General features: G+C 64.9%; 22 protein-coding genes and 1 riboswitch. Of the genes, 17 read left to right on the forward strand and 5 right to left on the reverse strand.

Annotated elements, in window-relative coordinates; all coding sequences use genetic code 11:
* The first annotated feature begins 89 nt into the window (after positions 1-89).
* Positions 90-824: an alpha/beta hydrolase gene (locus tag GUV69_RS01885; RefSeq protein ID WP_164199216.1), complete on the forward strand. Its 735-nt coding sequence runs from the start codon at positions 90-92 to the stop codon at positions 822-824.
* Here GUV69_RS01885 and thiC read toward each other — a convergent pair.
* Positions 807-2,651, reverse strand: a complete 1,845-nt coding sequence (gene thiC / locus GUV69_RS01890; protein WP_164199218.1) for a phosphomethylpyrimidine synthase ThiC — start codon at positions 2,649-2,651, stop codon at positions 807-809. The genes GUV69_RS01885 and thiC overlap by 18 nt on opposite strands.
* Positions 2,646-2,752: riboswitch (TPP riboswitch) on the reverse strand. It overlaps the preceding gene by 6 nt.
* A gap of 119 nt (positions 2,753-2,871) precedes the next feature.
* Between thiC and GUV69_RS01895 the strand changes: the two genes are divergently transcribed.
* From GUV69_RS01895 to GUV69_RS01970, 16 genes are all read left to right on the forward strand, one after another.
* A complete protein-coding gene (locus tag GUV69_RS01895) occupies positions 2,872-3,747 on the forward strand; it encodes a VOC family protein (protein ID WP_164199230.1) in 876 nt (291 codons plus the stop codon).
* A gap of 115 nt (positions 3,748-3,862) precedes the next feature.
* Positions 3,863-4,300 (forward strand): hypothetical protein, encoded by a 438-nt coding sequence (locus GUV69_RS01900; protein WP_191079194.1) that lies wholly within the window; start codon positions 3,863-3,865, stop codon positions 4,298-4,300.
* A 212-nt stretch (positions 4,301-4,512) separates the two neighbouring features.
* Positions 4,513-4,929, forward strand: coding sequence for a 30S ribosomal protein S16 (gene rpsP, locus GUV69_RS01905; RefSeq protein ID WP_164199234.1), 417 nt, complete (start codon positions 4,513-4,515; stop codon positions 4,927-4,929).
* 1 nt (position 4,930) lies between these two features.
* Positions 4,931-5,173, forward strand: a complete 243-nt coding sequence (locus GUV69_RS01910) for an RNA-binding protein (protein WP_056349097.1) — start codon at positions 4,931-4,933, stop codon at positions 5,171-5,173.
* Between the two features lie 113 nt (positions 5,174-5,286).
* Positions 5,287-5,829, forward strand: coding sequence for a ribosome maturation factor RimM (gene rimM, locus GUV69_RS01915; protein ID WP_191081924.1), 543 nt, complete (start codon positions 5,287-5,289; stop codon positions 5,827-5,829).
* Entirely contained in the window at positions 5,830-6,639 is an 810-nt protein-coding gene (gene trmD, locus GUV69_RS01920; RefSeq protein ID WP_164199236.1) for a tRNA (guanosine(37)-N1)-methyltransferase TrmD, read from the forward strand.
* Between the two features lie 251 nt (positions 6,640-6,890).
* Entirely contained in the window at positions 6,891-7,250 is a 360-nt protein-coding gene (gene rplS / locus GUV69_RS01925) for a 50S ribosomal protein L19 (RefSeq protein WP_164199238.1), read from the forward strand.
* A gap of 79 nt (positions 7,251-7,329) precedes the next feature.
* Complete coding sequence (gene lepB, locus GUV69_RS01930) at positions 7,330-8,007, forward strand: signal peptidase I (RefSeq protein WP_164199240.1); 678 nt, start codon at positions 7,330-7,332, stop codon at positions 8,005-8,007.
* Positions 8,008-8,949, forward strand: coding sequence for a signal peptidase I (gene lepB, locus GUV69_RS01935; protein ID WP_167525074.1), 942 nt, complete (start codon positions 8,008-8,010; stop codon positions 8,947-8,949).
* Between the two features lie 2 nt (positions 8,950-8,951).
* A complete protein-coding gene (rnhB, locus tag GUV69_RS01940; protein WP_164199242.1) occupies positions 8,952-9,704 on the forward strand; it encodes a ribonuclease HII in 753 nt (250 codons plus the stop codon).
* A gap of 60 nt (positions 9,705-9,764) precedes the next feature.
* The gene (locus GUV69_RS01945) at positions 9,765-10,091 is read left to right on the forward strand and encodes a DUF2469 domain-containing protein (RefSeq protein WP_111909356.1); all 327 of its coding nucleotides are present in this window, start codon (positions 9,765-9,767) and stop codon (positions 10,089-10,091) included.
* Between the two features lie 128 nt (positions 10,092-10,219).
* Positions 10,220-10,576, forward strand: a complete 357-nt coding sequence (locus tag GUV69_RS01950; protein ID WP_164199244.1) for a YraN family protein — start codon at positions 10,220-10,222, stop codon at positions 10,574-10,576.
* Positions 10,577-12,121 (forward strand): YifB family Mg chelatase-like AAA ATPase, encoded by a 1,545-nt coding sequence (locus GUV69_RS01955; RefSeq protein WP_164199246.1) that lies wholly within the window; start codon positions 10,577-10,579, stop codon positions 12,119-12,121.
* A gap of 12 nt (positions 12,122-12,133) precedes the next feature.
* On the forward strand, positions 12,134-13,318 hold the full coding sequence (gene dprA, locus GUV69_RS01960) for a DNA-processing protein DprA (protein WP_164199249.1): 1,185 nt from the start codon (positions 12,134-12,136) through the stop codon (positions 13,316-13,318).
* 61 nt (positions 13,319-13,379) lie between these two features.
* Positions 13,380-14,306 (forward strand): tyrosine recombinase XerC, encoded by a 927-nt coding sequence (locus tag GUV69_RS01965; protein WP_208786568.1) that lies wholly within the window; start codon positions 13,380-13,382, stop codon positions 14,304-14,306.
* A 272-nt stretch (positions 14,307-14,578) separates the two neighbouring features.
* Positions 14,579-15,082 (forward strand): DUF3145 domain-containing protein, encoded by a 504-nt coding sequence (locus GUV69_RS01970; protein ID WP_141140870.1) that lies wholly within the window; start codon positions 14,579-14,581, stop codon positions 15,080-15,082.
* A gap of 165 nt (positions 15,083-15,247) precedes the next feature.
* Here GUV69_RS01970 and GUV69_RS01975 read toward each other — a convergent pair whose 3' ends face one another.
* From GUV69_RS01975 to GUV69_RS01990, 4 genes are all read right to left on the reverse strand, one after another.
* Positions 15,248-16,486, reverse strand: coding sequence for a beta-ketoacyl-[acyl-carrier-protein] synthase family protein (locus GUV69_RS01975; protein ID WP_164199251.1), 1,239 nt, complete (start codon positions 16,484-16,486; stop codon positions 15,248-15,250).
* Between the two features lie 153 nt (positions 16,487-16,639).
* Entirely contained in the window at positions 16,640-16,885 is a 246-nt protein-coding gene (locus GUV69_RS01980; protein ID WP_009359314.1) for an acyl carrier protein, read from the reverse strand.
* A gap of 81 nt (positions 16,886-16,966) precedes the next feature.
* A complete protein-coding gene (locus GUV69_RS01985; RefSeq protein ID WP_164199253.1) occupies positions 16,967-18,028 on the reverse strand; it encodes a beta-ketoacyl-ACP synthase III in 1,062 nt (353 codons plus the stop codon).
* Positions 18,025-18,954 (reverse strand): ACP S-malonyltransferase, encoded by a 930-nt coding sequence (locus GUV69_RS01990; RefSeq protein ID WP_208786569.1) that lies wholly within the window; start codon positions 18,952-18,954, stop codon positions 18,025-18,027. The genes GUV69_RS01985 and GUV69_RS01990 overlap by 4 nt, the downstream gene beginning before the upstream one ends.
* Between the last annotated feature and the right edge of the window lie 17 nt (positions 18,955-18,971).

The raw sequence follows: 18,971 nt of genomic DNA on the forward strand, positions 1-18,971 counted from the left end.
TGAGTAGCAGTAAGTGTCGTTTTGAACGCCCTAAACGACACTTACTGCTACTTACTTTTGATGTCATTGCCGTGGAATAGGGTTGGGTCATGTTCAAGCAGAGGGTAGTTTTCGTGCACGGCGCCGGTCCGTTCGGCGCGGCGGCGTGGCCGCGGCAGCACGGAATGGCGCTGAACTATGATGCTCTGTTCCTGCGGCGCCATGGGTTCGATCCCATGGCTGAACCGGTGGAATCGTCCTTTGAGGAGGACATGGCCATTGTCCTGAGGTCCCTGGCGGATGACGGCCGCGGTGCCGCCGGCGGCCATGTGGTGGCGCATGCCCAGGGCGCCATTGCAGCGATGACGGCCGCCGTCGAACGCCCGGACCTCGTGTATTCGCTGACACTGGTGGAACCGGCCTGTCTCTCACTGACGGCTGAACTTCCCGCCACTGCCGCGCACCGTGCCCTGATGCAGCCGCTTTTCGATGTCCGGCATCAACTGGGTGATGAGGACTTCCAGCGCGAATACGTCCGCCGCATGTTTGCCGTAGATCTTCAGGAGCCTGTATCCCAGGAAGAAAGGCGTTCGGCGCGCAGGCTCCGGCTCCAGGCGCCGGCGTGGGAAGCCCCGCTGCACATCGTGCCGGGCGTCCCCACGATGGTCCTGACCGGAGGCTGGGAACCGCTCTACGAGGAAATCGCCGGCTACCTGCGTGAGACCGGCGCCCTGCACCGCATTGCTGCGGGCGGGCACCGGCCTCAGGATTCGCGTGAAGGTGACTTCGCTGTCCGGTCCTTTATTGCCGACGTCAGCCGGGCGCGCTCACTCCAGGCCTCCTGAGGGCGCCGCCCCTGCCGCCGCGGGGAGCTGAAGTTCAGGCAGGTACACCTTCCCGCCCTTCGCCAGGAACTCCTCGCTTTTTTCGCGCATCCCGCTGTAGATTCCGGCAATGGCTGCCTGCGCGTCGGCAGAGCCATATTCGTCCCGGATGTCCTGGCTGATCTTCATGGAGCAGAATTTGGGGCCGCACATGGAGCAGAAGTGCGCGGTCTTGGCAGGCTCGGCCGGCAGCGTCTCGTCATGGAACGCCTCCGCCGTCACCGGATCGAGGGACAGCGCGAACTGGTCCCGCCAGCGGAATTCGAACCTTGCCTTGGACAGGGCATCGTCCCTTTCATGTGCTCCCGGGTGGCCCTTGGCGAGGTCGGCCGCATGGGCCGCGATCTTGTAGGTGATGACCCCCGTCTTCACATCGTCCTTGTTGGGCAGGCCCAGATGCTCCTTGGGCGTGACGTAACACAGCATGGCGGTACCATAGCGGGCGATTTCCGTGGCCCCGATTGCCGAGGTGATGTGGTCATACCCCGGGGCGATGTCGGTGACCAGCGGCCCCAGCGTGTAGAAAGGGGCACCTTTGCAGAGTTCCTGCTGGCGCTCCACGTTCTCCCGGACCAAGTGGAAGGGGATGTGCCCGGGCCCTTCCACCATTACCTGCACGTCAAATTCCCAAGCCCGCAGGGTCAGCTCCGCCAGGGTGTCCAGTTCGGCGAACTGGGCGGCGTCGTTCGCGTCTGCCGTCGCGCCCGGGCGGAGGCCGTCGCCCAGGGAAAACGCGACGTCGTATTTGGCGAAGATCCCGCACAGCTCGTCGAAGTGCGTGTACAGGAAGTTCTCCTGGTGATGGGCAAGGCACCAGCCGGCCATGATGGAGCCGCCGCGCGAGACGATCCCCGTGACGCGGTTGGCGGTGAGCGGGACATAGCGCAGCAGGACTCCGGCGTGGATGGTCATGTAATCCACGCCCTGCTCACACTGTTCGATCACGGTGTCGCGGAAAATCTCCCAGGTGAGCTTGTTGGCCTCGCCGTTGACCTTCTCGAGCGCCTGGTAAATGGGCACCGTACCGATCGGGACGGGGGAATTGCGGATGAGCCATTCACGGGTGGTGTGGATGTCGTCGCCGGTGGACAGGTCCATCACTGTGTCGGCACCCCACTGCGTGGCCCACTGCAGCTTGTCCACTTCCTCGGCGATGGAGCTGGTGACCGCGGAGTTGCCGATGTTGGCGTTGATCTTCACCAGGAATGCCTTGCCAATAATCATCGGCTCGGATTCCGGGTGGTTGATGTTGTTCGGGATGATGGCACGCCCGGCGGCCACTTCGCTGCGGACCAGTTCAACATCGCAGTTTTCGCGGAGCGCCACAAACTGCATCTCCGGCGTCACGATGCCCTGCCGTGCATAGTGCATCTGGGTAACGGTCTTGCCGGCGATGGCGCGGCGGGGCACCGGCTGTGCGCCCTTCCACTCCGCTGAGGCGGCGCCGCGGCGGACAGCCGACTTGCCGTCGTCGAGCAGGTTCCGCTCCCGGCCGCTGTACGGCTCGGTGTCCCCGCGATCCTCGATCCATTCGCGCCGGAAAGGGCTGAGGCCCACGACAGGATCGCTGCCCGGGCCCGCGGTGCGGTAGACCCGGAAGGGGCCGTTTGCGTCGCCGTTGGGCGAAGGTTCCAAGGCGATTTCGGTTACGGGTACCCGGATGCCGGAGTCTTCATCGTTGATGAAGGCCAGCGAATGAGACTTCAGGGATTGGGTTTCCGGCCTGAGTCTGTGATTCCCATCCGCTTCATTTTGGGCAGGGATCAGCTGTGTTTCTTGCGTATTCAATGAATACTCACTTCCTTCGCCGGCATTACCCGGACAGGTTCGACGGTCGCAGGCGCGTCAGCCCGATCTCAGCCCCTGCAAGGGCACCCGTGTGGTCAAAACGAAGCTACCACAGCCGCTGCCCGGATCCCGCGGAACACTTGTATTAAATTGAAGCTTCAAGTAAATTAGACGCATAACGGCCTTCAACCCCGAAAGCCAGCGGACCGGGAGCGTTCACATGACTGCAGCAGCCACCAGCCAGGATCTTCTACCTGCCGACCTCTCCATGGGCACTGTCATGCTCAAGGTGGCCGATATGAAGCTGATGGCCGACTACTACCAGCGGGCCCTTGGCCTTGAGGTTGTGGCCGAAGAGGACGGCGGCGTCTACCTGGGCCGCCTCAGGCGTCCCCTGGTCCACCTGGCGCCCGCCCCGTCGCTGCACTTGCCGGGCAGGGGAGAGGCAGGCCTGTTCCACACGGCCCTGCTCTTCGACAACCAGGCTGCACTGGCGGCCACTGTCGCCACCGCAGCACAGTTCGACCCCCGGCTCTTTACCGGCAGCGCCGACCACCTCGTCAGCGAAGCCTTCTACTTCAATGACCCCGAGGGCAACGGCATCGAGCTCTACTGGGACCGGCCCCGCAGGAACTGGTCCTGGAACGGCACCGAAGTGGTGATGGACAGCCTGGCCCTGCCGCCCCAGCGCTACCTCGAACAGCACCTGAGCCAGGAATCCCTGGACGGGCAGCTGGGCACTGAAGCCGGCGTGGGCCACGTCCACCTCCAGGTGGGGAACGTCCAGTCAGCACACGATTTCTACGTCGGCACGCTCGGCTTCGAAAAGACCGCCGGCTGGCATGGCCAGGCCTTGTTTGTCTCGGCGGGCCGGTACCACCATCACATGGCCATGAACGTCTGGAACAGCCGCGGCGCCGGGCCGCGCAAGGACACCCTGGGCCTCGGCGAGGTGCTGATCGAGGTGGCCTCCGGGGATGATGTCGGAGCACTCGCGGACCGCCTGAAGGTGGCCGGCGTGGCCTCCCGGCACACGGGTGCCGAGCTGCGCTTTGAGGATCCGTGGCGCAACAACATCCGGGTAGCCGTCCGCTGAGCAGGCGTGGCCGGAAGTGCGGCCCACCATGCACTAGGCTGATTTCGAACGGCCGGGGGCGGCACCCTACGCTGCCCGTCTGGGCCGCACCGTCGACGGAATGAGGGCTGTTCCCATGGGCTTCACTGAAATCTTTGTAGCTACCCACGACGCCGCGCTGAAACGCGCCGGGGTCCTTGATGCCGGCGGCACGCCGTCCGGACCCGCGCTGCGGATACCTGAAATCAGTGATTTTGAGATCGAACAGCTCGGGGACCTTGCCGGGGCTGCCGTCCACGCCGGTGGCGAGGGTTACGAACTGGCCATGGTTGACGTCTCCAGCGACTCCCTCCTCGGTGTCCCGCCGGCCATGGTGCGTGCGCTGGCTGACCTCCTCAGCTACGAAACTGAGGGTGAAGGCAATGTCCTGGAGGACGTCGCTGAACAGTGGGCTGCCCAGGATGACATGCCATTCGGCGTCACCGAGGCCCGGGACTATGTCCGGCAGCTTGCCGGGCTGGCCAGTGGAATCGGCGACGCCGAGCGCACTGGCCTGTACGTCTGGTCTTCCTAGTCCGGCGGCGGCCTTCCACATTGTCCCGGCTGCCGCTTCAAAACGTGTCAAGTCGAAATCCTGACGCTGATCTGGCACAATAAACAGGTACTCGATCTGCGTGGCCCCTCTCTCCGCGTCCGGATCCTGTCCTTCGAACCCTCAAGTATGGCCCGCCCCACGGGTGCAGAACGTCGGTTCAACCCTTTTCTGAAACAGGAGTGACCACAAAAGTGGCCGTAAAGATTCGCCTTAAGCGCTTTGGTAAAATGCGCGCACCGTACTACCGCATCGTCGTTATGGACGCACGCTCCAAGCGTGACGGCCGTGCCATCGAAGAGATCGGCAAGTACCACCCCACCGAAGAGCCCTCATACATCGAGGTCGACACGGACCGTGCCCAGTACTGGCTCGGCGTCGGCGCACAGCCGTCCGAGCAGGTTGCCGCGATCCTCAAGATCACCGGTGACTGGCAGAAGTTCAAGGGCCTCCCGGGCCAGGAAGGCACCCTGAAGACGAAAGCTGCCAAGGCTGCCTTTGTTGCCCCGGAAAAGGGTTCCGTGATCATCCCGGAAGCCATCACCAAGAAGGCAAAGCAGTCTGACGCAGCAGAGGCCCCGGCCGAAGCAGAAGCCACCGAGGCTGAGTAGATTGCTGGCAGAAGCGCTCGAACACCTGGTCCGGGGAATCGTTGATTCACCGGAAGATGTCAAGGTCAGCTCGAAGAACAACCGCCGCGGGGACACCCTCGAGGTCCGTGTTCATCAGGATGACCTGGGACGGGTGATCGGCCGTCAGGGCCGCACCGCACGTGCACTGCGCACCGTTGTGGCGGCACTGGCAGACGGCGAACCGGTTAGGGTCGACGTCGTCGACACCGACCGCCGCCGCTAAGCGCTCGGCACTATCAGTTTTTTGCTCCGGCCCTTCCACCCATGATGGTGGAGGGGCCGGAGTGCTTTTATCACAACACTGTGGATACACCCACAACCGGAACAGAGGAACAGATGCAGCTTCAGGTGGCACGAATCGGCAAACCGCACGGAATCCGCGGGGAAGTGACGGTCCAGGTTTTGACCGATGCTCCTGCGGACCGGTTTGTGCCGGGCACCGAGTTCGTGGTGGAGCCGGCCTCGGCCGGGCCCCTGACTGTTGAGAGTGCCCGCTGGAACAAGGACATCCTCCTGCTCGCGTTCGAGGGAATCGAAACCCGCAACCAGGCCGAGACGCTCCGCGGCGCCAAGCTGTTCATCGAAACCGAAGAGCTGGAAGCTGACGACGACGAAGGCTGGTACGAACACGAACTGGTGGGGCTTGAAGCGCGTGTGGGCTCCCAGGTGGTGGGCAAGATCGCGGCGCTGCACACCATGCCGGTCCAGGACCTGCTGGTGGTCGAAGATGCGGACGGCAAGGAAATCCTCATCCCCTTCGTGGAGCAGATCGTGCCTGAAGTCAACGTTGCCGAAGGTTTCGTCCTGCTCACGCCGCCGGATGGGCTCTTTGACATCAACTCCGACGACGCTGCAGGCGGACCTGAGGGCAGCGCGTAGATGAGAATCGACGTCGTCAGCATCTTCCCGGAGTACCTGGCACCCCTGGAGCTGTCCCTTATTGGCAAAGCACGCCAGGACGGCCTGCTGGACCTGCATGTTCACGACCTGCGGGAATTCACGACGGACAAGCACCGGTCCGTGGACGACACCCCCTATGGTGGCGGTGCCGGGATGGTTATGAAGGCAGAGCCATGGGCGCAGGCGCTGGCGTCCATTGCCGGTGCCAACGCAGACCCGGCAGCCAAGCCGGTCCTGATTGTGCCGTCGCCGGCAGGTGAGCGGTTCACCCAGGCGCTGGCGCATGAGCTTTCCGAAGAAGAGCAATTAGTCTTCGCCTGCGGACGCTACGAAGGTATCGACGAGCGCGTCATCGAATGGGCGGCGGAACACTTCACCGTCCGGCCCATGAGCCTGGGTGACTATGTGCTCAATGGCGGCGAAGTAGCCGTTCTGGCCATGGTGGAGGCCATCGGCAGGCTGTTGCCCGGGGTGGTCGGCAACCCCGAATCCCTGGTTGAGGAGTCGCACTCGGACGGGCTGCTGGAATACCCCGTGTACACCAAACCCGCCAGCTGGCGTGAGCGGGAAGTGCCGGCGGTGCTGCTGAGCGGCAACCACGGCAAGATCGCGCAGTGGCGGCGCCACCAGCAGTACCGGCGGACGGCGGAACGGCGCCCGGACCTGCTGGAAACGTTCGATGCCGGCAAGCTGCCACGTGCCGACCGCACGGCTCTCTACGAACTCGGGTACGACGTCGTCGACGGTCACCTGCGTGTACGGGGCACCGGAACCGACGCCCCAGCCTGAACCGGCAGGCCTGGCCGCCGGAGCAATTGGCCGAAGGCCTGCGAGTGTGGCAAAATTAGTCTTTGTGTCTGCTGGGTCCGCACCTGCCACAGGGGGAGCGCAACCAACAGCCGGACACCCAGGTCCTTTCAAGCATTGAAGGAACCGGACACTTAACTTTCGGCGGTAATTTCCGGTGCGCACTTGTGCGTCCGGGCTTGGCCGCCGTGACCCAAAGTGAATGACCTGTGGCGTTCACCAGGAGTGCAATAATGCATATTCTCGATTCCGTAGATGCAGCCTCGCTGCGCACCGATGTTCCCGAGTTCCGCGCGGGTGACACCCTCAAGGTTCACGTGAACATCATCGAAGGCAAGAACTCCCGTGTCCAGGTGTTCCAGGGCTTCGTCCTGGGCCGCCACGGCGATGGCCTTCGCGAAACCTTCACCGTCCGCAAGGTCTCCTTCGGCGTCGGTGTGGAGCGTACCTTCCCGGTTCACTCCCCGATCATTGAAAAGATCGAGGTTGTCTCCAAGGGTGACGTGCGCCGCGCGAAGCTGTACTACATGCGCGATCTCCGCGGCAAGGCTGCAAAGATCAAGGAAAAGCGCGACTTCCAGCCCAAGAAGTAAGTCCTTCGGGACCTACACAGGCCAAGCCGTTCCAGGCCGGCGCCGGAGCCTTCGCAACAGCGCCCCAGGAATACGGATTATGGACCAGACAAAACGCCAGCCCAGAAAAATGGGCTGGCGTTTTGTGTTCCTGGCGCTGGTGCTCGCCGTTGCGGTCAGCGGCCTGGTCCGTTCGCTGTGGCTGGATGTGTACTTCATTCCGTCCAACTCCATGGAGCCCGTCCTTGAGGGCGGCGACCGGATACTCGTCTCCAGGACAGGCTTCCAGGACGAGCCAATCCGCCGGGGTGACATCGTGGTCTTTGACGGCAGGGGATCCTTTGCTCCGCTGAACAGCGGGAAAGGCCCCTTGCTGGATTCGGTGGCGGCAGCCGGCCGGTGGCTGGGCCTGACCGGCAGCGACACCACGTACGTCAAACGGGTCATCGGACTTCCGGGAGATACAGTGGTCTGCTGCGACGGGAACGGAAAGATCACCGTGAACGGTGCGCCGCTTGACGAGCCCTACCTCTTCGAGGGGGACAGGCCAAGCACACAGGTCTTCACTGCGGTCGTTCCCGACGGGAGGCTGTGGCTCCTGGGTGACCACCGCTCGGTTTCCGCTGATTCGCGCAGCCTGCTGGGGGCTCCGGGCGGCGGCATGGTGCCGCTTGCCAGAGTCATTGGCAGGCCGGTCCAAATCATCTGGCCACTTGATAGATTTGCTGAAATACCACGGCCGCATGCGGCAGGACCAACAACAGAGGACGGACCGTAGATGCCCGAGAACCAAGCCCGGACTCCCGAGCCTCGTGATGGTGCCACCGGTTACACCACTGACCCCATCGCAGCCGGCACCACTGATGCCGGCCGTGCGGGTTCCGGGCCTGCCCGTTCAGGCCCCGTGAATTCCGACGCCGGTGCTTCCGCCCGCGACGTGCCCGACGCCGGTGCTTCCGCCCGCGACGTGCCCGACGCCGGAACTGACCCCAGGCCGGCCGCACCCGAACCAGGGCGGCGCTCAGCCGCACCAAAGTCCGAAGCCGACGCGCCCAGCCAGATTTTTGTCTGGCTGAAGGAAGTTGCCACTGTTGTGGTGATCGCCGTGGTTCTGTCCTTCCTGATCAAGACCTTCCTGTTCCGGGCCTTCTACATACCGTCGGAATCCATGGTCAGTACCCTGGATGTCAACGACCGGATTTTTGTGAACCTCCTGGTGCCCGAGCCCTTTGCACTGTCACGCGGCGACGTTGTGGTCTTTAGGGACACCCAGGGCTGGCTGGCCGAGGTGCCGGAGAAGGAGGCCGGGCCCTTTACGTGGGTCCAGGACGGCCTGACGTTTGTGGGACTTCTTCCGGACAACTCTGAACAGCACCTCGTCAAACGCGTCATCGGCCTCCCCGGGGATACCGTGATCTGCTGCGACGCCGGCGGTAAACTGACCATCAACGGGGTTCCTCTCGAGGAGAGCTACGTCAACGCTGCCGAGCCACCGGAGATCCGGGCGTTCGATGTCGTTGTGCCGGAAGGGAAAGTGTGGGTGATGGGCGATAACCGCAACCATTCCGCTGACTCCCGCGCGCACCTGGACTCCAATGGCGGATTCGTTGACCTGGTGGATGTGGAGGGCAAAGCCGCCGTCATCGCGTGGCCGCTGAACAGGATCACGGTCCTGGATAATTACCCCGATGTCTTCCGGAATGTGCCCGCGGGGAAGTAGCCGTGTCAACAGTCACACCGGCTCCGACGGCCAAGGCGCAGGGCCGGGCCGCAGGGCCCCGGTCCAAAGCCCCGACCCTCCGTCATGAGCGCACCTTCAAGGCACAGGGTGCCCGCTATCTGGCCGGCGTCGACGAGGTGGGGCGCGGGGCCCTGGCGGGGCCCGTGAGTGTCGGTATCGCCGTCGTCGACCTCCACACGCAGAAGCCCCTGTCCGGGGTGCGGGACAGCAAACTTCTGAGTCCTGCGGAGAGGGAGCGCCTGGAACCGCTGGTGCGGCGCTGGAGCGTCGCGTCGGCGGTGGGGCATGCATCCGCGCACGAAATCGACGCCCTCGGCATCATCGCCGCGCTGCGGCTCGCCGGGACACGCGCGTGGCTGGAGATCCTCGCAGCAGGGGTAAGCCCGGATGTGGTGCTGCTCGATGGCAGCCACAACTGGCTTTCGCCGGCCGCGCAGCTTTCCCTGTTCGACGAGCCGGTGCTTGACTCCGGCTGCTCCGCTCCGGTCCATACCAAGGTCAAGGCGGACATGCAGTGCCTCAGCGTGGCGGCCGCCAGCGTGATCGCGAAGGTTGAGCGGGACCAGCAGATGCGCGGCCTGCACGCCGAGTATCCGGCGTTTGGCTGGGACGTCAACAAGGGCTATGCCACTTCGATCCACCGGGACGCCCTGCGCGCCGCCGGCCCCACGCCCTACCACCGGGTGAGCTGGAACCTCCTCGGCGGCGACCTGGCGCCAGGTATTGAGCTGTAGCACCGATGCCGGGCTCGTGCTGCTGCGCCGGTGGCGCCCCGGATGGTGCAAGATGGAAGCATGAGTGCTGAGGATCTTGAAAACTATGAAACCGACATGGAGCTGCAGCTCTACCGTGAATACCGGGACGTCGTCGGGCTCTTCAGCTACGTTGTCGAGACCGAGCGCCGCTTTTACCTCGCCAACCACGTTGACCTCCAAGCCCGCAGCGCCGACGGCGAAGTGTACTTCGACCTGACGCTGCAGGACGCCTGGGTATGGGACGTCTACCGCTCGGCACGGTTCGTCAAGACGGTCCGGGTGCTGACGTTCAAGGACGTCAATGTCGAAGAACTGCCGCGCAACGAGGAACTCGCGTTGCCCAAGGACGTCGACCTGGGCAACTGACGCCTTGCATTCCCCACTTCTCCTCCACACCGCTGCAGCGAAGCGTTTTGCCTTGAGGTTACCCACATAGGCTCATAGCTTTCCGCCCTCCGCCGCCCTGCCACTGCAGGCTTATGGCGGAGGTAGAAATGAAAGCCAAAGACCTGTTGGGCCGGCGCGGCGAGGGGCTTGCCGCCGGCTATCTTGAATCGCTGGGCATGCTTGTGGTGGAGCGGAACTGGCGATGTACCGAAGGCGAAATAGACATCGTCGCGCTGGACGGGGATGCCCTGGTGATCGCCGAGGTGAAGACCCGCCGCACCCTGGATTACGGCCACCCGTTTGAGGCCGTGGGCACCGCCAAACTCGCCCGGCTTCATCGGCTGGGAGCGGCATGGTGCCGGGACCGGGAACTGCGCATGCCGCTGCGGCGCGTGGACGTTATTGCCGTGGTGGACGACGGCGGCGGCGACCCCCTGGTGGAACACCTCAAAGGGGTGGGCTAGATGGCGTTGGGCCGGACCTACTCGGTGGCACTGGTGGGGTTGAACGGGTACATCGTTGAGGTCGAGGCTGACATCGGCCAGACTTTGCCGGCATTCATTATCCTCGGCCTGCCCGATGCCGCACTCAACGAGGCCAAGGAACGGATACGGTCCGCGGCTAAAAACTCCGGCATCCCGCTGAGCCGGCGGAAGATCACCGCCAACCTGATTCCTGCGTCGCTGCCCAAGCGCGGTTCCGGGTTTGACCTTGCTGTCACCATGGCGGTCCTGCGGGCCGCCGACGACATCAGGGCCACCGAACGGACCGTCTTCATCGCGGAGCTGGGCCTTGACGGCCGGCTGCGGCCCATTCGCGGGATCCTGCCGGCGGTGATGGCGGCCGTCCAGGCCGGCTATCCGGACGTTGTGGTGGCACAGGCAAACCTCGCCGAAGCCTCACTCGTCCCGGGCGCTACCGTCAGGGGATACCGGACCCTTGCCCGGCTGGCCCTCGACTTCGGGGCGGACCCGCAGGAACTGGCGCTGGATTTTGAGCCTGAGGATGAAGCCGATCACGGGGATTCCGTTCAAGGCGCCCTGGCCGTTCCGGACATGGCGGATGTGTCCGGCCAGGGGGAGGCACGGCGGGCGCTTGAAGTAGCCGCGGCCGGGGCCCACCACCTTCTGCTGACAGGACCCCCGGGCGCGGGCAAGACCATGCTGGCGGAAAGGCTGCCCGGGCTGCTGCCGGACCTTGCCGACAACGAAGCAATGGAAGTCACCGCCATCCACTCGCTGTGCGGCCTTCCCTCGTCCGCCGTGCAACTCCTGCGTCGTCCGCCGTTTGAGAACCCTCACCATTCAGCTACGGCAGCCGCCATCATCGGCGGTGGATCAGGGCTGCCGCGCCCCGGTGCCGCATCGCGGGCGCACAGGGGTGTCCTGTTCCTTGACGAAGCGCCCGAATACGAACGCCGTGTTCTAGACGCGTTGAGGCAACCGCTGGAAAGCGGAGAACTCGTGATCCACCGTTCCGCGGGGACGGCCGCTTATCCTGCCCGCTTCCAGCTGGTCCTTGCCGCCAACCCGTGTCCCTGCGGCAAAGCGTCAGGCAAGGGCCTTGAGTGCACGTGTACGCCAATGATGCGCCGGCGGTATGTGGCCAGGATGTCCGGCCCGCTTCTTGACCGTGTGGATATCCAGTTGCAGGTAGAACGGGTCTCGCTGGCCGACTTCGGCCAGGCGGGGGCGGAAGAGAACACTGCTGCCGTGGCCGCACGGGTGTGCGATGCCCGGACCCGGCAGGCGGAACGGCTGCGGCCGCTGGGGCTGGAAACCAATTCACAGGTGCCCGGCCGGATCTTGCGCGGGGCTTTGCGCCTGCCGGCCACGGCCACACGGATCCTGGACCACTCCCTGGAACGGGGTGTGCTGACAGCCCGAGGCTACGACAGGGTCCTGCGGCTCGCCTGGACACTGGCGGACCTGTCACAACGGGACACCCCGGACACTAATGACATCGGCCAGGCCCTGGGCCTGCGGCAGGCTGCCTCGGCGGCGGCGTGAAGGACGGTACAAATGGATAACGAACGGATCGCCCGGGCCGCGCTGTCGCGGCTCATGGAACCCCAGGACGCCGCCGGACTGGCGCTTGTGCAGGCAACAGGCGCCCGGGACGCCCTGCAGATCGCCACGGGCAAGGCTGCTGCCGGACCGGCGCTGGAACAGGAAATCACCGGCATTCTGGCGGACAATGGCGCCGCTACCAGCTGGGGCGGAATGGCGGCAGCCCTCAAACGCTGGGCACCGCGCATCCCGGATCTGGCACCTGAGCGCGACCTTGCCACCATGGCGCGGCTCGGCGGCCGGGTGATTATCCCGTCGGACGATCTCTGGCCCGGCCAGCTGGGGGACCTCGGAGTCCACGAACCCATCTGCCTCTGGTGGCGTGGCGTGGAACAGGAGTTGCCCGGCCCCTCGCGAAGCGTGGCACTGGTTGGTTCGCGCGACAGCACCAGCTACGGTGCCTCGGTTACCGGGGACCTTGCCTACTCTCTGGCCCAGCGCGGCTTCACGATTGTGTCCGGAGGGGCGTACGGCATCGACGCGCACGCGCACAGGGCGGCGTTGGCCGGGGGATCCGGAGCGGTGCCCACCATTGCGGTTATGGCCGGCGGCGTGGACCGCTTCTACCCGTCAGGAAACGAGGATCTTCTGCGTGCTGTCAGCAACCAGGGGGCGGTGCTGGCCGAAGTACCGCCCGGATCGGCCCCAACACGTTACCGGTTTCTTCAACGGAACAGGCTAATCGCCGCGCTGGCGGCCGTGACCGTGGTGGTGGAAGCCCGGTGGCGTTCCGGAGCGCTGAACACTGCCCACCACGCCGAGAGCCTGGGCAGGGCGGTCGGAGCTGTGCCGGGTTCTGTGCACAGCGCAAACTCTGCCGGCTGTCATCGGCTGCTCCGTGATGGCGGTGCAGTCTGCGTGACCGACGCAGCCGAGATCGCCGAACTGGCGTCACCCAGCGGTGACGGGCTTGCTGAGCCCGGATCGGCGCGTGACAAAGTACAGGACGGCCTGACGCTGGAGGATCTGATCCTCCTCGATGCCCTGCCCCTCCGCTCCACAACGTCGGTGGACAAGCTGTGCGCTGTCGCGGGCCTCAGTGCCGACTCCGTGCGCGCAGGGCTCGGCAGGCTCGGGCTGCTGGGGCTGGCCGTCTCTGAGAGGGGCGGCTGGAAACGTGCCAAGGCCTCCGGATAGGTTCCGGGTGTCTCCTGTGTCCCTTGCCGGATTGGCGGGAAAATTCTGGGACAGTATAGGCGTGGAGAATAAGGAACTGCCCCCGGCGTATGAGCAGGCACTCGCGGGCTTTGGCCGGTATCTTGAGGCGGAGCGTGCACGGTCTGCACACACACGGCGCGCCTACCTCTCCGACCTGCGGAGCCTCCTTGAATACGCCGTCTCAGAGGGCCTCACCGATCTGCCGGGACTGGATCTGACGACTTTCCGAGGCTGGCTGGGGGCACAGAGCCAGGCCGGGATGTCCCGGTCCACCCTGGCCCGGCGATCGGCCACTGCACGGTCCTTCACCACGTGGGCGCTGCGGGAAGAAATCATCACGGTGGACCCCGCCCTCCGGTTGAGGGCGCCCAAAGCAGAAAAATCACTGCCCGGGGTACTGCAGTCCCAACAGCTTTTACGGCTGTTGACCGGCCTTGAGCAAGCCGCCGCCGAAGGCTCGCCGATTCCGGTGCGCAACCGCGCCATTGTGGAAGTCCTCTACGCAACCGGGCTGCGCGTGGGGGAGTTGGCAGGCCTGGATGTGGACGACCTCAACCCGGACCGCCGCACCCTGCGCGTGGTTGGCAAGGGTAACAAGGAGCGGACCGTCCCCTACGGAGTTCCGGCCGCGGTCGCTGTGGACGACTGGCTCCGCCGGGGCCGGCCGTCCCTGGCCAACGGGCACAGCGGTCCGGCGCTGTTTCTGGGCTCCCGGGGCAACCGCGTTGACCAGCGCCAGGTCCGGACGGTGGTCAAGGACCTCTTCGAGGCCTTGGGCGACACCTCCGCCACCGGCCCGCATGCTCTCAGGCACTCCGCCGCCACACATCTCCTGGATGGCGGCGCGGACCTCCGTGCGGTCCAGGAGATCCTGGGCCACAGCAGCCTGGCCACAACCCAGATCTACACGCATGTGTCGGTGGAACGGCTCCGGAAGAGCTATCAGCAGGCCCATCCGAGGGCCTGACAGCCATCACTTTTTCCCGCAGTGACGGCAAACAACGCTTCATGTCGGGTGTGGCGAATCGCACTGGCGTAATTACGCGGTGTACGGCACAATAAGAGTCACGTCCGCCAACTTTCAAGTTTCGCTTGAAGCTCTTCGCTTTGTGCGTCACAGCAAGTCCGGACTTAGTTTAATAATCAGTAAAGGAACACCGCCGCTGGACAGACAGCACGGGCAGTTTCATCCAGGCAGAGGTCGTTGGGGAAGACGTACCTACAGCTATGGAGGATGGAATGTCTGTTGCAATGACCCGCGGTGTGCTGTTCGTTCACTCGGCCCCTACGGCACTGTGCCCGCATGTCGAGTGGGCCATTGGATCCGTCGTGGATAAGCGAACGGATCTTGAGTGGACCCCTCAACCTGCCGCGCCCGGAATGTTCCGTGCTGAGCTCTCCTGGACGGGGGCCCCGGGGACCGGCTCCCTGCTGGCATCCTCCCTCCGTGGCTGGGCTCATCTGCGCTACGAGGTCACGGAGGAACCGAGCCAGGGCGTAGACGGCGGCCGCTGGTCCCATACCCCTGAACTCGGAATCTTCCATGCCACCACGGATGTTCACGGCAACATCATGGTCTCAGAGGACAGGATCCGCTACGCCTATGAATCAGGCGCCGGCGACCCTTCTGCCGTCTACCACGAACTTTCCCTTGCGCTCGGTGAGGCCTGGGACGAGGAACTTGAGCCGTTCCGCCACGCAGCCGAGGGTGCCCCGGTCCGCTGGCTGCACCAGGTCGGCTAACCGCCGTCCAGTCACTCCGCCAGTAACGCCACGGCGGACGCGGCCCCCTGCACCGAAGCGCTAAGCACCACGGCAGAGAATTACCATGTTCCATAGCAAAAGGAGGCCCCGCGCCTGTGCAGTGCACAGGCGCGGGGCCTCCTTCCGCATCAGCGGAAACCGGGGTTAGACGCTGCGGATGGCGATGACGGCGTTGTGGCCGCCAAAGCCGAAGGAGTTGCTGAGCGCGACAATGTCGCCGGCGGGCAGTTTGCGCGGCGTCTTAGTGACAACGTCCAGGGGGATCTCGGGATCCTGGTTCTCGAGGTTGATGGTCACCGGAGCCTTGCGTTCGTAGACGGCCAGCACCGTGAGTACTGCTTCGACGGCGCCCGAAGCGCCCAGGAGGTGGCCCATCTGCGACTTGGTGGCGGAGACCGCAACGTTGTCGATGTGGTTGCCCAGGGCGGCACGGAGCGCCGTGTACTCGGGCTTGTCACCGACCGGGGTGGAGGTGGCGTGCGCGTTGACGTGGACCACGTCTTCGGCCTGGATGCGGCCGTCGAACATGGCTGCCTTCAGGGCACGGGTGGCACCGAGGCCCTGGGGGTCCGGAGCCGTGATGTGGTAGGCATCCGCAGTCACGGACGTGCCGGCAAGTTCACCGTAGATGCGCGCCCCCCGGGCGAGGGCGTGTTCCTCGGCCTCCAAGACCAGGGCACCGGCGCCTTCGCCCATCACAAAGCCGTCGCGTCCCATGTCGTAGGGGCGCGAGGCGCCTTGGGGATCGTCATTGCGCCGGGAGAGTGCCTGCATGGAGGCGAATGCAGCCAGGGGCATGGGGTGGATGGCCGCCTCTGCGCCGCCGCACATGACCACGTCGGCCTTGCCGGAACGGATCAGATCCAGGCCCAGGTGAAGGGCCTCGGTGCCGGAAGCGCAAGCGGAAACAGGCGTGTGGGCACCGGCGCGGGCACCCAGGTCGAGGCTGACGGCCGCGGCGACGCCGTTGGGCATCAGCATGGGCACGGTCATGGGAAGGACGCGGCGGGGGCCCTTTTCCTTGAGGGTGTCCCAGGCGTCCAGCAGGGTCCAGACACCGCCGATGCCGGTGGCGAAGGCCACGGCGAGGCGGTCGGGGTCAATTTCCGTGATGCCGGAATCGGCCCATGCCTCGCGGGAAGCCACAACGCCGAACTGCGTGGAGGGGTCCATCCGCTTGGCCTCAACGCGGCTCAGCACATCCAGGGCCGGCACACTGCAACGTGCGGCGAAGTGGACGGGCAGTTCGTACTTGGCGACCCAGTCGTCCTCCAGGGTGCGTGCACCGGAGACGCCCTTCAACGCGTTGCTCCACATGGTTGGTACGTCGCCGCCGATGGGCGTGGTGGCACCCAGACCGGTAATGACTACTTTGCGTGTCATTGGATCACTCTCTGTCGCTGGGCAGGCCGTGTCCGGTAACTCCGGCGGGGTCCCGCATGTTGGGCAAATGGCTGCCCGGAAAAATGTGGTGGACTGCCGGCCGCCGAAAAGCAGGCCGGCAGTCCTGTCAACCGTAAGTGGCTGAAGACTTGGCTAGGCCTGTGCGCCGGCGATGAAGCTGACAGCGTCGCCCACGGTCTTGAGGTTCTTGACCTCTTCGTCCGGGATACGCACGCCGAACTTTTCTTCGGCGTTGACCACGATGGTCATCATGGAGATGGAGTCGATGTCCAGGTCCTCGGTGAAGGACTTGTCCAGCTCCACAGCCTCGGGGGCGAGGCCGGTTTCTTCGTTGACGATTTCGGCCAAACCGGCCAGGATCTCTTCGTTGCTAGCCATTGACGGCTCCTTTTCTTGTTATTGCCGGCAGGAAGTGCCGGAAACGGTTCAGCCCGCGGGTGCGGACTGTATGGGACGTTCCTAAGGAAGGACGATAACCTGGGCGCCGAAGACCAGGCCGGCGCCGAAGCCGATCTGGAGGGCGAGGCCGCCGCTGAGCTCAGGCTTTTCCTGGAGCAGGCGGTGGGTTGCCAAGGGAATGGAAGCCGCGGAGGTGTTGCCGGCGTCGGCGATGTCCCGGGCCACGGTGACGGACTCGGGCAGCTTGAGCTTCTTCACCATCTCGTCGATGATGCGCATGTTGGCCTGGTGCGGGATGAACGCGACCAGGTCTTCCGCCTTGATTCCGGCGGCCTCAAGGGCCTGCTCGGCCATTTTGGCCATTTCCCAGACCGCCCAGCGGAAGACCGTCTGTCCGTCCTGGCGAAGTGTGGGGTACAGCTCCTGCGCTTCTTCCAGGAGGGCGAAGTCGCCGGACTCATCCGACTGACGGGCAGCCATGCTCAGGTCGCGGACGTCCAGCATAGAGCGCGTCATACCGATGGCGTCCCATTTGCTTCCGTCCGAACCCCACACTGAGGGGCCGATGCCGGGGGTGTCGGAGGGGCCGATGACAACGGCGCCGGCGCCGTCACCCAGGAGGAAGGAGATGGTGCGTTCCCGGTTGTCGATGACATCCGAAAGCTTTTCCGCCCCGACCACAAGGACATAGGTGGCGGTACCGGAACGGACCAGGGCATCAGCCTGGGCGATCCCGTAGCAGTAACCGGCACACGCGGCCGAGATGTCGAAGGCGGGGGCCGGCGTCGCACCGATGCGGTCAGCCAGGGCGGCAGCAGCCGACGGCGTGGCATACGGGTGGGTCACCGTGGAAACGATCACGGCACCGAGCTGTGAGGCTTCGATGCCTGCCTTCTGCAGGGCCTCCCGGGCTGCGCCTTCGGCCATGTCGATGACGCTGACATCGGCGGCGGCGCGGTGGCGGGTGATGATGCCGGTCCGCTGGCGGATCCATTCGTCCGAGGAGTCAATCCATTGGCAGACGTCCTCGTTGGTGACGATGACATCCGGCCGGAACGCGCCCAGGCCGAGGATGCGGCTGTACTGGTTGACCGGAAGCTGGTTCAGCGTGGGAACGCTCATGCATTTCCCTCCAATTCTGCGAAGAGTGCCAGTGCGGCCGTGAGGTCGTCCGGGGTTTTGACTGCAACTGTTTTGACGCCGGGCATGCCGCGCTTCGCCAGCCCGGCCAGTGTGCCTGCGGGTGCCAGTTCAATCACACCGGTGACGCCGCGCTGTACGAGGGTTTCCATGCACAGATCCCAGCGGACCGGCCTGGAGACCTGGGCGATGAGGCTCTCGACGGCGGCATCGCCGTCAGTCACTTCGCGGCCGTCGAAATTGGACAGCAAGGGCACCAGCGGCTTCTGCGGCTTGAGGTGCGGCTTCAGCGCCTCAAGCGCGCTGACTGCGGGCTGCATGTGCGAAGTATGGAAAGCTCCGGCCACCTTCAGGGGGATGACGCGTGCCTTGGCAGGAGGGTTCTCCGCAAGGGACTTGAGTTGTTCAAAGGTGCCCGCGGCTACGGTCTGGCCGGCGCCGTTGACGTTGGCGGGAGTTGCACCCGCGGCCTCAATGGCGGCCAGGACCTCGGCCGGGTCCCCTCCTACCACGGCACTCATGCCGGTGGGCGTCACGGCTGCGGCTGCAGCCATGCTGTTGGCCCGTTCACGGACGAACGTCATGGCCTCATTCTCGGTGAGCACACCGGCCAGGGCGGCGGCGGTGATCTCACCCACCGAGTGGCCGGCAAGGATCACGGGAAGTGAGCCTAGTTCGACGTCGAAGAGGGACGCGGCGGCTACCAGCCCGGCGGCAACGATCAGGGGCTGCGCAACGGCTGTGTCCTTGATTGTTTCTTCATCGGAGGTGGTCCCGTGAGCAGTCAGGTCGATGCCTGCAATCTCGCTAAGGGAGGCCAGCTGGCCTGCTACCGAAGGCAGTTCCAGCCAAGGGGCCAGAAAACCCGGGGTCTGTGAGCCCTGTCCAGGGCAGACTATTGCAAGCACGTATCCAGCTTTCCAAA

The organism is [Micrococcus luteus] ATCC 49442, assembly GCF_010367585.1.
Lineage (GTDB): Bacteria > Actinomycetota > Actinomycetes > Actinomycetales > Micrococcaceae > Arthrobacter > Arthrobacter luteus_A.

What these genes read in the sequence shown, in the direction of transcription:
- GUV69_RS01885 (WP_164199216.1), top strand. Translation starts at nt 90, where the DNA reads ATGTTCAAGCAGAGGGTAGTTTTCGTGCACGGCGCCGGTCCGTTCGGC.
- GUV69_RS01895 (WP_164199230.1), top strand. Translation starts at nt 2,872, where the DNA reads ATGACTGCAGCAGCCACCAGCCAGGATCTTCTACCTGCCGACCTCTCC.
- GUV69_RS01900 (WP_191079194.1), top strand. Translation starts at nt 3,863, where the DNA reads ATGGGCTTCACTGAAATCTTTGTAGCTACCCACGACGCCGCGCTGAAA.
- rimM (WP_191081924.1), top strand. Translation starts at nt 5,287, where the DNA reads ATGCAGCTTCAGGTGGCACGAATCGGCAAACCGCACGGAATCCGCGGG.
- trmD (WP_164199236.1), top strand. Translation starts at nt 5,830, where the DNA reads ATGAGAATCGACGTCGTCAGCATCTTCCCGGAGTACCTGGCACCCCTG.
- rplS (WP_164199238.1), top strand. Translation starts at nt 6,891, where the DNA reads ATGCATATTCTCGATTCCGTAGATGCAGCCTCGCTGCGCACCGATGTT.
- lepB (WP_164199240.1), top strand. Translation starts at nt 7,330, where the DNA reads ATGGACCAGACAAAACGCCAGCCCAGAAAAATGGGCTGGCGTTTTGTG.
- lepB (WP_167525074.1), top strand. Translation starts at nt 8,008, where the DNA reads ATGCCCGAGAACCAAGCCCGGACTCCCGAGCCTCGTGATGGTGCCACC.
- GUV69_RS01945 (WP_111909356.1), top strand. Translation starts at nt 9,765, where the DNA reads ATGAGTGCTGAGGATCTTGAAAACTATGAAACCGACATGGAGCTGCAG.
- GUV69_RS01950 (WP_164199244.1), top strand. Translation starts at nt 10,220, where the DNA reads ATGAAAGCCAAAGACCTGTTGGGCCGGCGCGGCGAGGGGCTTGCCGCC.
- GUV69_RS01955 (WP_164199246.1), top strand. Translation starts at nt 10,577, where the DNA reads ATGGCGTTGGGCCGGACCTACTCGGTGGCACTGGTGGGGTTGAACGGG.
- dprA (WP_164199249.1), top strand. Translation starts at nt 12,134, where the DNA reads ATGGATAACGAACGGATCGCCCGGGCCGCGCTGTCGCGGCTCATGGAA.
- GUV69_RS01970 (WP_141140870.1), top strand. Translation starts at nt 14,579, where the DNA reads ATGTCTGTTGCAATGACCCGCGGTGTGCTGTTCGTTCACTCGGCCCCT.
- GUV69_RS01975 (WP_164199251.1), bottom strand. Translation starts at nt 16,486, where the DNA reads ATGACACGCAAAGTAGTCATTACCGGTCTGGGTGCCACCACGCCCATC.
- GUV69_RS01980 (WP_009359314.1), bottom strand. Translation starts at nt 16,885, where the DNA reads ATGGCTAGCAACGAAGAGATCCTGGCCGGTTTGGCCGAAATCGTCAAC.
- GUV69_RS01985 (WP_164199253.1), bottom strand. Translation starts at nt 18,028, where the DNA reads ATGAGCGTTCCCACGCTGAACCAGCTTCCGGTCAACCAGTACAGCCGC.